This is a genomic window from Agrobacterium sp. DSM 25558, assembly GCF_900100825.1.
In the GTDB taxonomy this organism is placed as follows: domain Bacteria; phylum Pseudomonadota; class Alphaproteobacteria; order Rhizobiales; family Rhizobiaceae; genus Agrobacterium.
Map to the genome: position 1 here is coordinate 71,571 of NZ_FMUD01000009.1, position 14,074 is coordinate 85,644.

The following is a 14,074-nucleotide window of genomic DNA, read 5'->3' on the forward strand; positions in this document are numbered from 1 at the left end:
ACCTGATCTTGGACGCTGCACCTGCCCCTCCGGTTACACTCGTCATCTTCGGTGCCACTGGTGACCTCACGCGTCGCCTCTTGATCCCATCATTGGTCAACCTCACACGCAGTGGGCTGGTGGGTGACGACCTGCATATTCTTGGCGTGGGCATCGAACCTGGTGACGATGCCATGCTCGTGGAACGGCTCGATACATTTTTGGCAGGGTTGGGCGGGGCAGAACCCATCTCCATGGATCAGGCCTGGCTTCGACTGAAACAACGCATTTCCTATATCAGCGGTGACTTCACGAAAGATGACGTCTTCCTCGAAATCTCAAAGCGTCTTGCACAAACCACGGTTAGCAACGCCGCGTTCTATCTCGCAGTTCCCCCGCAGTTCTTCGGGACAATCACTGAAAAACTAGGGCAACACGGGCTTGTCACCGAAAATGATAATACCTTTAGGAGGATCGCGATCGAAAAACCCTTCGGAACCGATCTCGCATCTGCGCGAGCGTTGAACGCGCAAATTTTGAATACCGTGTCTGAGAAACAAGTCTATCGGCTGGATCATTTTCTGGGCAAGGAGACCGTCCAGAACATTATGACGACGCGGTTTGCCAATATGATGATCGAGGCGCTGTGGAACAGCAACTACATCGATCACGTGCAGATAACAGCCGCTGAAGTCGTGGACGTTGGTTCGCGGGGCAAATTTTATGATGCCACCGGCGCGTTACGTGACATGGTCCCCAACCACCTTTTTCAACTTCTGGCCATGGTCGCCATGGAGCCACCAAACAGTTTCGGTGCGGAAGCCATTCGTAATGAGAAAAGCAAACTGCTGGAAGCATTGCGGATCTACACTCCCGAGGAAGCGCAAACTCACTCAGCCCGCGGCGCATATACTGCAGGAACGGTGAATGGCGCGACGATCCCCGCCTATCGGGAAACGAAAGATATCGCGCCCGAATCCCATACTGAAACCTTCGTGGCCTTAAAGCTTTACGCGGATACCTGGCGTTGGGCGGGTGTTCCCTTTTACCTTCGAACCGGCAAGGCAATGAACGCGCGCGATACGGAAATCGTCGTCACCTTCAAGCAGGTTCCTTTTGCTCAGTTCCGTGAAACCGACGTCGCGCGAAAGCTGCCACCAAACCGGCTCGTCATTCAGGTCCAGCCGGATGAGGGAATCAGCATGGAATTGTCAATCAAGTCACCGGGTCAGTCGGTCGATACCGTACCAGTGTCGCTGGACTTTCGTTATGCGGACCAGTTCGACATCAGCAAGACGACTGGCTACGAGTCGTTACTCTACGAACTCTTCGTGGGCGATCAGACGCTGTTCCAGCGCGCCGATGGCATCGAAGCCGGATGGGCGGCTGTTCAGCCGTTCCTTGATCTCTGGGCCAAGGGCGGATCACCTGAAAGTTATGAACCGGGCAGTACGGGACCGAAATCAGCGCAGGATCTTATTGAACGAGATGGGCGCAGTTGGCGTCAAATAGGTCCGCACCCGCATAAGCAACCCTGAAAACTTCGCTATCGCGCCATGGCGACGAGATTGCCGTTCGACGGTTGACGTATGATGTCCATCGGGACGTCGTAAATCCGCTGTAGTTCTTCACTGCTCATGATATCTGCCGGGGCGCCATGAGCTACCAGCTGGCCGGAGTGAAGAGCGATGATCTCATCGCAAAATCGAGCTGCCATGTTGATATCATGCAGCACCATGATGATGCTGATGCCTTTCTTTCGACATAGATCAGCAGTCAGAGCCAGAACGTCCAACTGATGCCTCACGTCCAGCGCTGAAATGGGCTCGTCAAGCAGCAGGCAGCTTGCGTCCTGCGCAACCAGCATCGCCAGCCACACCCGCTGCCGCTCTCCGCCTGACAAGCTATCGACCATGCGGTCCGAGAATTTGGCCGTGCCGGTGAGTTCCAGAGCCTCTTCAACTTTCAGACGGTCGTCTTCTCCAAATCGTCCAAGTGCCCCGTGCCACGGATAACGTCCAAGTGCGACCAGCTCTCTGACCAGCATTCCCGGCGCTGCCGGAGTGCGCTGCGGCATGTAGGCCAGCCTACGCGCAAAGGGGCGGTTTCCCCAATCGGCCAATGCCTTGCCTTCAAACACGATCTGGCCACTACTCGGCATCTCCTGACGGCCAATAAGCTTGAGAAGCGTCGATTTTCCTGAGCCATTATGGCCAATCAGCCCGATGGATCGGCCCGACCCAAGCTCCAGCGTCAAAGGATGAAGAAGTATGCGCCCCTCGACAGCAAAACTCACATTGGAAAGCGACAGAAGTGGCGCGCCGGCATCTGGTGACGTTTTGTGAGCATTCGATTGCATTTGGTTACCGCATGTTCGTTTAGACGAGGAGTATTGCCTGTTTGGCCAATTAATCAAAGATGGTCAACACGGTAGAGCCGTGCACGTGGGGCTGCGATGACGACTCCTTGAACCATAGCACAAAACTTGATAATTAAACGAAACTTTAATCCGTATCAGGTTCCTAAGAATGGCGTTTCAGCCGAGAATGCAAAATCACATAGAAGGATTCTCCGTTCTCGGTGGGCTTCGTCGGCGATACTGGAACGGAATTACTGCTGACCTCTGGGATGTGGAGTGCGCGAATTATGCTGGCGGCCATTATGTTGCCCGCGATCCGAGGCTATTCATCCTGCTGGAACACCGGGGCGCAGGCAGACCTATGGTGAGACGCAAGGCTGGCGAGAAAGGTATCCTGCAGGACAGTCATCTCAGCCCGATATCCTACATACCGGCAGATGTTGAGTTGTGGGTCGACATCAAAAACGTTCAATATGTCCGCCATCTCGATATTCATTTCGACGTGGACACCATGAACCGTCGCCTCGGCGACGACCTTGATCCACAACGGCTAAGAGAATGCAGATTATCCTTCGCCGACAGCCGAATTGTCACGCTCTCACATCTGATTGCGACCGAACTCGCCAATCCCGAACCACTGCATGACCTTTACGGCGATGGGCTGGCACTCTCGCTCTTGATCGACGTCTTGAAACTGAACAGGTCCGAACCACGCAAGCGGGGAGCCCTCTCCCCTTGGCAATTGCGCCGTGCCCTGGACTTCATCGAAGAGCATTGCCTGCGCAATATCAGGCTCGAGGAACTGGCGACGATCACAGGCTTGTCGCAATCGCATTTCAGCCACTCCTTCAAGGCCGCCACGGGCGTGGCCCCGCATGAGTGGCAGATGAATGCGAGGCTTGATCGTGCCAAGCACTTGCTGAAATCCGGTCGTTACATGCTGACGACGATTGCTGCAGAAACCGGTTTTGCCGACCACGCCCATTTCAGCCGTACGTTTCGCAAACATGTGGGCGTTACACCATCACAGTGGAAAAAGTCACACTCTGAATAAAACATGTGAGCAAATGCGCAATGATGTGAAGTTTGCCCAAAATCATTCAAGTGTCGCGCATCAAGGCAAGCGAAGGATTTAAATTTGAGTTAACCACTCACCTTATCGGGTATTGGCGCGAGTGGGGCGTGGAATGAAAAGATCGATCATATATCCCTTGATCAGGGTGAGCTTATTGGCCAGCGTCGCAGCACTGGGTCTGAACGCCTCGTGGGCGCTGGCGCAAAGCGCCAATGAGGGCGGCAGCACGGTCCTTGAGCCAATCACCATTCAAGGCGATGGCGAGCAAGGCGGCACAGGTCCGGTGCGCGGTTACGTTGCCAAGCAGACCACGACCGGCTCTAAGACGGCCACGCCGCTGAAAGAGATACCGCAGTCTGTCTCTGTTGTTGGTCGTGAAGAAATGTCTGACCGTGGCGTTGTTACCAAAGTGGACGAAGCACTTACTTATACACCTGGAGTGCTGACGCAGCCTTTTGGTTCCGATCCCGATACGGACTGGTTTTACATTCGCGGGTTCGAGGCGAGCCAGACCGGCCTTAGCCTAGATAATCTTCCCTTTACCAGCACCGCTTACGGCAACTTCCAGCTTGATGCCTTCATGCTGGAGCGGGTGGAAGTGTTGAAAGGCCCATCATCGGTACTGATCGGCGGAGCGAACGCTGGCGGAGTAGTAAATCTCGTTCGCAAGCGTCCCGCAGACGAGCCCTATTTCTATACTGAAACCGGAATCAACAGCGACGGAAACGGTTTCCTTGGCTTCGACATTTCAGACAAAGTCACAGAGGATAGTACGGTTAGTTACCGTCTTACAGGTAAGGTTGCCGGTGGCGACAATTACGTCGACTACACAGATGATCTGCGCGGCTTCATCATGCCTCAGCTCACAATCGCACCGAATGATACGACGAGCCTTAATATCTATGCTTACATCAGCGGCCTAGACCAAACTCATACGACGAACGGATTGCTTCCCTACGGGGGGACGGTGGTCGATAATCCAGTTTTCGGCAAGATTGGACGTGACACTTATTTGGGTGAAAAGGACTACGATATCGGTCGAGCCAACCAAACATTGGTTGGTTACGAGTTTGAACATGAATTCGAAGATGGTTTGAAATTCACGCAGACAGCGCGTTACGCAAACTTATACAAGCGTGAACGCTACATCTATGCGTTTGACTTCACTCAAAGCGATGCACTCGTCGGCCGCTATGCAGAAGATATTATTTCCAAGGCAAATGCCTTCAACATCGATAATCGACTTGAAAATGACTTGGAAATCGGTGGCACGACCCATAAAATCATGGGCGGCCTCGACTATCGATATTACCGCCTCGATACCGACAAATATGCTGGGTTCGCATCTGACATTGACCCTGCAAATCCGGTTTATGGTTCAACGGATCCGGTGCTTTCCCCAGGTTCGAACCAGATCGTGACGATCAACCAGATCTCTATTTATGCTCAAGATCAAATCAAGTTTGGTGATGGTTGGCTCGTGACATTGAATGGTCGATACGATCATTTGCAAAGCGAAGCAGACGATCTGCGCAATACCTTACCGGACTCCTCTCTTGCAGAAAACGCATGGAGCGGCCGTGCTGGTATCGCCTATGAATTCGAAAACGGCCTGACACCCTACGCCAGTATCGCTACATTCTTCAGCCCACTCGTAGGCGCTGGGGCAGATGGCGCACTGAAACCAGAAGAAGGCGAGCAATACGAAGCCGGTGTAAAGTATGAGCCATCTTGGTTCGACGGTTTGCTAACGGCATCTGTATTCCAGATCGACAAAGATAACTACACCGTGAATGTTCCGGGCCAAGGCGACAAGCAGCTCGGAACCGTCAGGTCCCGTGGCGTAGAGCTGGAAGGCAAGTTCAATATTGATCAGAACTGGAAAGTCATCGCGTCTGCCTCATATACGGATTTGGAATTTACAAAATATCCAGGTAGTCCGGCTATGGTCGGAAACACACCATATGTTGTGCCGGACACGACGGCAGCACTTTGGCTCGATTACACTGTGGTTGACGGACCCCTGGAGGGATTTGGCGGTGGTGCGGGCGTCCGCTACCGCGGCAAATCATGGGCAGACAATGAAAACACACTCCGTGTCCCAGACGCGACGGTCTTCGATGCAGGTATTCACTACGAAAAGAACGACTGGAAAGCATCGGTTAACGTGACAAATCTTTTTGACAAAGAATATGTCGCAGGTTGCGCCACGCAATACTTTTGTGGTTATGGCCAAGCGCGGACTTTTACCGTCAAACTTAGCAAGATCTGGTGATTATTGAGACCTGCGCAGCTAGCCTAATAATGTTGGTAACTTTATGAGGAAGGCCCGAAAGGGCCTTCCTTTCGTGACTGGAGGCAGATTTGAATTCCCATCTCATTTTCTGCCGTAGATCCATTTTGTTGGCGGCAGCGACGTTAGCATTCCCATGTCCGGGCACCGCAAGTACCCGCCCCAAAACCGCAACCCTTGACTGGGCCCTTCTCGAAACTCTCCTCGCCCTCGGCGCAAACGTCGTTGCGGCACCTGAGCTTCGGCAATTTCGTGAGGTCGCCGTTGAACCTCTGGTGCCGGAGATGGTGTCCGATCTCGGACTGCGGGGTCTTCCAAATCTGGAAACGCTGTCCTTTGCAAAACCGGATATCATCTTCAACTCCAATTTCTACGCCTGGGCTGATCCTCTGCTGGGCCGCATCGCGCCAACGCAAAATCTTGGCATCTACGTGCTCGGCGAAGACCCTTATCTAATGGCGGAACGGGCAACGCTGTCCATCGGTGGACATCTTCAAATCGCGCTGGAAACCGAGGCCTATGTGGCCAATACTGCCAGTCGACTGGATGAGTTGAAATCGGCACTGGCGAGGGGCGATGGTAGGCCGGTACTGCCCATCAATCTGGGTGATGCCCGACATTACCGCGTCTTCGGTACAGACAGCATGTTCGGCTGCGTGCTGAAGCGGCTTGGTATCGAAAATGCCTGGAAGGGTGCAACCGCCTATTCTGCCGCGGCTCCGATGGGCATCGAAACATTGGCTTCGATGCCTGATGCGTGGATCGTCATGATTCCACCCCACCCGCTTGACGCACTGGCGGCGCTTGATCGCAGCGCGTTCTGGAATGCTTTACCCGCAGTCCGTGAGAATAGGATAATCACGCTCGGCTCGATCAATCCCTATGGCGCGCTGCCTGCGGCGCGGCGTTTTGCCGAGGAGCTTGCGAAAGGTCTGACCTATGCCTGGCATGGCTAGCACCGCGTCGCAAAGCGCCACTACCAACCGTGCCGTTATTTCGGTCGTCGCGGTCGCTTCAGCATGTATCACCATGCTGGCTCTGCTTATCTGGACGCGTCCCCTAGTGCCGGGTGATCCGACCACGGCAGCAGTTCTTGGCAATATTCTGCTGTGGAACAGCCTGCTTCCCCGAGCAGTCATCGCACTGTTTGCGGGGGCCGCTTTGGGGCTTGCCGGAGCGTTGCTACAGCAGGTCCTGCGCAACCCGATTGCCGATGCCTCGACATTGGGCATCGCTGCTGGTGCCGAGCTTGCTTTGGTGGCCGGGCTCAGCCTGTCACCGTTATTGGCTGGGTTTTCCCGCGAGATCGTCGCCTTTGCCGGCGGGCTCGCAGCGGTGGCTCTGGTGCTGGCCTTATCCTGGCGGCAGTCGTTCGATCCGGTAACGGTTGCGGTTTCCGGTTTGATCGTAAGCATGATCACAGCCTCGCTGACCATTACGCTCATTCTGGCGCGGGGCGAATACGCGCTGTCCGTCAGCATATGGGGCGCAGGGTCTCTCAGTCAGCAGGACTGGCAGGGTGTCGTTTCTCTTGCACCTCGGCTTGTCTTCGGTGCCGTCCTGGCCCTAGTCCTTATTCGACCGCTCAATTTGCTTGCACTTGATGATGCAAGCGCCAAAAGCCTCGGACTATCCCTCCTCTGGCTTCGACTGGCGATCTTGCTTTTGGCCGTCTGGTTGGCTGCATCCGTTACAGCGAATGTCGGCGTCATCGGCTTCCTTGGGCTTGCCGCCCCTGCACTTGCAAAGCTCTGTGGTGCACGGACCAGAGGCCAAGTCTTGATCGCCGCGCCGCTGGCGGGTGCCGCACTACTTTTCATAACCGATGGCACGAGCCAACTTCTGGGTGCCGGCTTTTCTGATCTCGTGCCTGCGGGTGCTGCAACCGCGCTCATGGGTGGGCCCGTTCTTTTATTTCTTCTGCCAAGACTTCATGCAATTGCGCCCGTTACCGCCGCTACCGCTCCAATAGAACGACGGCTGGCACGCCCGATTTCATGTAATATTTTTATAGCCGCCATAATCGTCGCACTCGGCCTTGCAGCCCTCATCATCGGCCCCTCACCCACGGGCTTGCGGTTTACGTTCGGCCAAGACCTTTGGGAACTCTTGCCCTTCAGGTTGCCGCGCATTTTGGCTGCCGGTGGTGCTGGTGCACTTCTGGGCGCGGCAGGCTTTATCATGCAGCGCGTAACGGGTAACCCGATCGCAAGCCCCGAAGTGCTTGGCGTATCGGCTGGCGGAGGGGCAGGTCTTGCCGCAACGCTCTACATAGTCGGCTCTCCGTCGCCTACGATCATGCTGGTTGGAATGTCACTCGGCGCGCTGACGGTGTTCTCGATCATGATTGCGATCACGGCTGCGCGAGAACTTTCTGCGGAACGGCTTCTTTTAACAGGCATTGCGATGAGCGCCATTTCGATGGCCATCGTCACGATCGTGCTCGCGCAGGGCGATATGCGCTCTTTCATTCTGTTGATGTGGATGGCGGGATCAACCAACCGAGCCGGCAATTTCGAAGCCTTTGCGGCGCTCATCGCGCTTGCACTCTTCGCAGCCCCCCTTCTTTTCATGAGCCGCTGGCTCACCATCCTGCCTCTCGGCACCGTCCTATCGAAAAGCATTGGCCTTGGCCTGACATCGTCGCGGCTTGCGTTGGCGATACTGGCCGCACTGATGACGGCAGTGGCCTCCTTCCTCGTCGGGCCGCTCAGTCTCGCCGGGCTCGTTGCACCTCATCTTGCCCGGCTGATCGGGCTGAATGACGCACGCCAGCAAATGCTTGCATCACTGATGATAGGGGCTGCCCTGCTGATAGGCGCTGACTGGCTGTCGCGGGTGGTCATTTATCCCTATCAGGTGCCGGTTGGCGTGTTTACGGCTCTCATCGGCGGCCCCTACCTCCTCTGGCTCATCGCACGCATCGAAAAGCGCAGCTGATCGGCATGCCGCCGATTCGGCCAAAAGCAGCAGCCTTATCATCGTGATCAACGTCGTCAGAAAAGGCCTCTCACTTTGATGTGTCCTGTGGTGTTTGCGCCACGCTTTCCACTGCCTGTCGTTGCATAGCGTTACATTTGCTACGATCGAAAAAATCGCTTTTTTCAATGACTTGAGTGAAAATATCCCCATCGCGTGAAGGGACTCACGCATGGCGGCCGGGCGCCGTCTGACCTTCGTATCAGGGGACATTGATGCTTGAGAATGAGGCCGCGCTGATTTCCAAACTTGCAGAAGAGAGCGGGCGTATCAGTTCCCGCGCCGAACTCGGCCTTGCCATGGGATATGAGACGATTCTGGACACACGGAGTCTCGATGCCGTCTTGCAGCGTTTGCGCGTAAAGGCACGAGACGCTGGGACGGAATTGCCGATACAGGTCATCCATGGTTCCGGCTTTCAACTCTCTGCCAAGATCATCTTTCGCTAGGCCTGCATAAAGCAAGCACTAGGATTTCGGGCGCGATCTTTGTCGAATGCAGCGGATTAAGGAACGGATTCTTCCCCGACTGGTTATTCAAGGCAAGCCAAGGTCCAAAATGACCACGCTTTGAATGAAAATATTGGGAGAAGATTATGGACATTCCACAGAATACAGTGGTCGCGGTAGCTGATGGCGAAAAGCTCAGCCTCTTCAAGAATGAGGGCGATGCACAGAATGTGAAGCTGAAAGCACTTCCAGATGCGGACGTGGACAGCTCCAAAATTCCCTCCGGTGCACGTCACTCCAGCAGTTCCGCAAATCCTGATGACAGCCAGCAGGATGAAGACGGCTTCAGTGCCGGTATTGCCGAAATGCTGAATAAGAAAGTTCTGGGCGGTAACATCAAGGGATTGATCGTCGTCGCTGCACCTCGCACGCTAGGTGAGATGCGCAAGGGTTATCACAAGTCTCTATCGGACGTTCTGTTGGGCGAACTCGACAAGGACCTGACCGGCCACTCGATTCAAGACGTCGAAAAAGCACTCGCTGCTGCGTAAGACATCATGTTAAATGGAGCGGTTGGTGCCGCTCCATTTCTATTTTCCAGCTTAAGAATATTTTCCTGTTTTTTAAAGTGCCAGACCTGATGCTCGGTCGAACACATGCACACGCTCATGGCTGATGTTTGCGGCAAATTGCGTATTGGTGCGAACCAGTTGCTCGCCATCCACCACCGCCGTGACGTGATGACCGGCCAGATCGAAGATGACATGCGTCTGCGCGCCTGTCGGTTCGACCAGTAGCGTCTGCCCAGATACCGCCACATCACCGCCGCCGCCCATTGCGAAATGTTCGGGGCGAAGGCCGATTGTCACCGACTGTCCGCGCTTGACCCTACGGTCTGGCGAAATGCGGATGGCAGTGCCGTCATCGAGACGTGCGGCAGGCGCGCCGTCTTCACCATCGACAATGCATTCGATAAGGTTCATGGCGGGAGAGCCGATGAAGGCGGCGACGAAGAGGTTAGCGGGCGTCTTGTAGAGTTCCAGCGGTGTACCCTGCTGCTCGATCCGGCCTTGGTTGAGAACGACGACGCGGTCGGCCAGCGTCATGGCTTCGATCTGGTCATGGGTAACGTAGATAGACGTCGTGCCGACCTTTTGGTGCAAGGTTTTGATTTCACTGCGCATCTGCACGCGTAGCTTGGCGTCGAGATTGGACAACGGCTCATCGAACAGGAAGACGGCGGGATTGCGCACCACGGCGCGACCCATGGCGACGCGTTGGCGCTGGCCGCCGGAGAGTTGCGATGGTTTGCGCTCCAGAAGGCTGGCGAGATCCAGCATGCGGGCGGCCTCAGTCACACGCTCCTCGATCACGGCCTTCGGCTGACCTGCGATCTTGAGGTTGAAGCCCATGTTTTCGGCCACGGTCATATGCGGATAGAGCGCATAGGACTGGAACACCATGGCGATGTTGCGCTCCCTTGGCGTCATCTCGTTGACGACGTTTCCGCCAATCATGATGTCGCCATCGGTGATTTCTTCCAGCCCGGCAATCATGCGCAGAAGCGTAGATTTTCCGCAGCCGGAGGGGCCAACGAGTGCTATGAATTCGCCATCGGCAATATCCAGCGAAATGCCGTGAATGACACCAAGCGAGCCATAGGACTTGCGGATATCTTTGAGTTCGACGGATGCCATGTTCTGCTCCTGATCAGGACTTGACGGCGCCAGCCGTCAGACCCGCAATGATGTGTTTCTGTGCAAGGAAAAAGACGATGATGGTGGGCAGGATCGTCATGGTTATGAAGGCCAGAACCAGCTGCCACTCGGTGCCGAATTCGCCACGATAGACCATGATGCCGAGCGGCCATGGGTATTTCGATTCCGAATTGAGCATGATGAGCGGCAGGATATAGCTGTTCCAGCTTCCCACAAAAGAGACGATGCCAACCGTTGCAATGATGGGGCGCGAGAGCGGCATGGAAATGTACCAGAAGAATTTCAGGTAACCGCAGCCATCTACAAAGGCTGCTTGAAACAGCTCATCCGGCAGGTTTCTGAAATAGTTACGAAACAGCAGGATGCTCATGCCAAGCCCGAATGCCACTTGCGGCAGCACCACGCCCCAATAAGTATCAAGAAGCCCAAGATCGCGGATGCGGATGAACAGCGGCAGGATGGCCGTGGCGGCTGGAAACATCAGCCCCAGCAAAAAGTAATTCAGCAGGAAGTTGGAGCCGAAGAACTTCACATGCGCAAAGGTGAAGGCCGCCATGGCCGACACGACGAGCGTCAGGAACACAGTCAAAACGGCAATAATCAGTGAATTGAAGATTTGCAACCAGTAGCGCTTGCCGAAGAGAATATCGCCGTAGTTGGACCATTGCCATTCGGCAGGCAGGCCGAAGGGGTTCACGCGCAGATCACCCAGCGTCTTGAAGCCGCCCAGCGCCGTCGTCAAAAGCGGCACCAGCACGATGGCTGCGACAAGGCCGAGCGATACATAAAGATAAAGCTTCGTCTGCTTACTCACGCGGATGGATGTGGATGTATCAGTCATGGCGCATGAAAATCCTTTTGTAACCAAAGGCGAGCGTGACGCAGATGACGAACAGCACCACGCCGACCGCACTGCCAAGACCGACCTGCATGCGCATGACGCCGTAGGTATAAAGGAAGGTCACCATGGTCTGCGTGGAGTTGGACGGACCGCCACCGGTCAGCGGCATGATCATGTCGAAGAGTTGCAGTGAGCCGATCACGGCAAAGAAGATCGAGAGACGCACGGTGGAGCCGAGCATGGGCAGCGTGACATAGCGAAACTTCTGCCAGCCGGTCGCGCCATCGATTTCGGCAGCTTCCAGCACGTTCTTGTCGACCGATTGCAGGCCTGCGATGAACAGCATCATGTGAAAGCCGAAATACTTCCAGACGATAACGGCGAGCACCGCATAGATCGCCACATCCTTGTCTGCCAGCACATAAGGGTTGGCAAAGCCGAAGAAGTTGGAGATGGCGGCAAAGAGGCCGTAGTCACCGTCATAGACAAAGCGCCAAATAAGGCCTGCGGCCACATCTGCCAGAACATAGGGCAGGAAGAACACGAGGCGGAAAGCGACGACGCCCGGAATTTTATGCGCCAGCATGGTTGCTAGCCAGATGGCCAGCGGAATCTGGATGCAGATCGAAATGACGATGATCAGGGCGTTGTTGATCAGTGCCTGCGAGAAGGCAGCATTGCCGAACAAAACCTGAAAGTTCTTCAGCCCAATGAAATCGGTGGGCGTACCGTAACCGTTCCAGCGATAAAGACTGTACCAGGCCGCTTCGCCCATCGGCAGGATGACGAAGAGGGTAAAGAGGAGAAGTGCCGGTGGCAGGAAGATCAGCAGCGTCAAGGCACGGTCATGGGCGACCGAGCTTTGTTTGCGCTTCAGCTTCGTCAGTGGTTTGGCCAATGCAGGTGCTGCATTGATGGAAATATTCGTCATTTTGTCCGCTTTCGTTTTCACGCGGGGCGAAGGACGCCGCGTGAAAGCGGCGGCGTCCTGTCGTTCAGGCGGGATCAGCGAAGCTCGAAGGCATCCTGAATCTGCTGGGCGCCTTCTTCCGATGTCATCTGGCCCGAAACGATTTCGACGGACACGTCATTGACGACGCGGCCGACGGCGGCACCCAGCGTCTGATCGAAGAAGTTTTGGTGCCAGGTGGATTCTGCGAGTTGCTTGGCGGAACTCGCCAGCAGCGGGTTGGTCACTGCTTCGTTTGCATCAACGGCAACGGGCAGGATCATACCGGCTTTGGCCATCTTTTTTTCGTTTTCCGTATTGGTCAGGAAAGTCGCGAATTCGATGGCCTCCTTGGAGGCATTCTTCGTGACAGCCCAGCCGTTCAGGCCACCGAGCGTATCGGTTGCCTTGCCCGCACCGCCTTCGACGGCGGGGAATGCGAAGCGACCGATATTGTCCTGCGCAAGACCCTTGCCGTCGCCGGCATTCTTGCGCTGGTTGGCTTCGGTGTTGTCGAAACCGAGGATCATCGCCGCCTTGCCATCACCAAAAACGCCAAGCGCCTGTGGCCATGTGGAGCCGAGGTAGCCGGGCTGGAAAGGCTCAAGCTTGCCGAATTCCGCCAGCTGTTCGCCAGCCTTGATGATGGCCGGGTCCATGAAACCTTCGCCCTCACCCTTGCGCGCGGCATCGAACACGGCCTGTCCGCCATTGCGCATGACGAGATAGCTCCAGTAGAAATGGATCGGCCATTTTTCACCGCCGCCACCGGCAATCGGCACGATACCCGCAGCCTTGATGGTTTTGACAGCGTTGCCCAGATCATCCCAGGACTTGATGTCATCAGCCTTCACGCCAGCCTTGGCGAAAAGCTCCTTGTTATAGAAGAAGCTGACGAGGCTGACCTTGAAAGGCACGGCCCAGACCTTGCCATCGAAGGAGAAGCCATCGACGGCGGCGGGGTTGTAAGCGTTGCGGATCTTGCCGCCATCGGCATCGAAAACCTCGGAGAGATCTTTCAATGCGCCGGTCTTGGACTGTTCCTCCAGCACGCCACCGCCCCAGCTGTAGAAGAAATCGGGAACATCGTTGGATTGCAGCAGCGTCGGCAGCTTTGCCTTGAACGCCTCGTTCTCCAGGAATTGCAGTTGCACATCGACGTCAGGATGTTTCGTTTCGAAATCCTTGGCAATTTCCTCCCAGACGGCCACGGCTTTCGGATCGAGCTCCACATGCATCCATTTGACGACTGTTGCGGCAGATGCCGCCGCGGTTCCGAGCATGAATGTGATGGCTGTGGTCGCGGCAAACGACATCCACTTGCCGCTCAGGCTTGCGCCTGCGTGCTTATCAGTCATGATGGTATTCCTCCCGGGGACGTTCCTCACCAATTATTCCCCAATGCGGATTAATTCATATAAGGACGCGCTCA

General features: G+C 55.4%; 12 protein-coding genes. 7 read left to right on the plus strand and 5 right to left on the minus strand.

All coding sequences use genetic code 11. The annotated features are described in order from the left end of the window. Window positions 1-8 precede the first annotated feature (8 nt). Window positions 9-1,517 carry a glucose-6-phosphate dehydrogenase gene (zwf, locus tag DSM25558_RS10135; RefSeq protein WP_077104520.1) on the plus strand — a complete coding sequence of 503 codons (1,509 nt, stop codon included), beginning with the start codon at window positions 9-11 and terminating at the stop codon, window positions 1,515-1,517. A gap of 8 nt (window positions 1,518-1,525) precedes the next feature. On the opposite strand, the gene DSM25558_RS10140 is transcribed toward zwf, so the two are convergent. Beyond that, on the minus strand, window positions 1,526-2,338 hold the full coding sequence (locus DSM25558_RS10140; RefSeq protein ID WP_077104343.1) for an ATP-binding cassette domain-containing protein: 813 nt from the start codon (window positions 2,336-2,338) through the stop codon (window positions 1,526-1,528). Between the two features lie 169 nt (window positions 2,339-2,507). Between DSM25558_RS10140 and DSM25558_RS10145 the strand changes: the two genes are divergently transcribed. From DSM25558_RS10145 to DSM25558_RS10170, 6 genes are all read left to right on the plus strand, one after another. Next, entirely contained in the window at window positions 2,508-3,392 is an 885-nt protein-coding gene (locus DSM25558_RS10145) for an AraC family transcriptional regulator (RefSeq protein ID WP_077104345.1), read from the plus strand. A 133-nt stretch (window positions 3,393-3,525) separates the two neighbouring features. Beyond that, the gene (locus DSM25558_RS10150; protein WP_077104347.1) at window positions 3,526-5,688 is read left to right on the plus strand and encodes a TonB-dependent siderophore receptor; all 2,163 of its coding nucleotides are present in this window, start codon (window positions 3,526-3,528) and stop codon (window positions 5,686-5,688) included. Window positions 5,689-5,777: 89 nt separating this feature from the next. After that, a complete protein-coding gene (locus DSM25558_RS10155; protein WP_077104349.1) occupies window positions 5,778-6,662 on the plus strand; it encodes an ABC transporter substrate-binding protein in 885 nt (294 codons plus the stop codon). After that, on the plus strand, window positions 6,646-8,646 hold the full coding sequence (fhuB, locus tag DSM25558_RS10160) for a Fe(3+)-hydroxamate ABC transporter permease FhuB (RefSeq protein WP_143240069.1): 2,001 nt from the start codon (window positions 6,646-6,648) through the stop codon (window positions 8,644-8,646). The genes DSM25558_RS10155 and fhuB overlap by 17 nt, the downstream gene beginning before the upstream one ends. A gap of 254 nt (window positions 8,647-8,900) precedes the next feature. After that, entirely contained in the window at window positions 8,901-9,134 is a 234-nt protein-coding gene (locus DSM25558_RS10165) for a helix-turn-helix domain-containing protein (RefSeq protein ID WP_077104351.1), read from the plus strand. A gap of 146 nt (window positions 9,135-9,280) precedes the next feature. Further along, a complete protein-coding gene (locus DSM25558_RS10170; RefSeq protein WP_077104353.1) occupies window positions 9,281-9,685 on the plus strand; it encodes a host attachment family protein in 405 nt (134 codons plus the stop codon). Window positions 9,686-9,757: 72 nt separating this feature from the next. Here DSM25558_RS10170 and DSM25558_RS10175 read toward each other — a convergent pair whose 3' ends face one another. From DSM25558_RS10175 to DSM25558_RS10190, 4 genes are all read right to left on the minus strand, one after another. Continuing rightward, the gene (locus DSM25558_RS10175; RefSeq protein WP_077104355.1) at window positions 9,758-10,831 is read right to left on the minus strand and encodes an ABC transporter ATP-binding protein; all 1,074 of its coding nucleotides are present in this window, start codon (window positions 10,829-10,831) and stop codon (window positions 9,758-9,760) included. Between the two features lie 13 nt (window positions 10,832-10,844). Beyond that, a complete protein-coding gene (locus tag DSM25558_RS10180; protein WP_077104357.1) occupies window positions 10,845-11,693 on the minus strand; it encodes a carbohydrate ABC transporter permease in 849 nt (282 codons plus the stop codon). Further along, the gene (locus tag DSM25558_RS10185; protein WP_077104360.1) at window positions 11,686-12,624 is read right to left on the minus strand and encodes a carbohydrate ABC transporter permease; all 939 of its coding nucleotides are present in this window, start codon (window positions 12,622-12,624) and stop codon (window positions 11,686-11,688) included. Before DSM25558_RS10185 ends, DSM25558_RS10180 begins: the two co-directional genes overlap by 8 nt. Window positions 12,625-12,698: 74 nt before the next feature. Then, entirely contained in the window at window positions 12,699-13,958 is a 1,260-nt protein-coding gene (locus tag DSM25558_RS10190) for an ABC transporter substrate-binding protein (protein WP_244554157.1), read from the minus strand. Window positions 13,959-14,074: the final 116 nt, after the last annotated feature.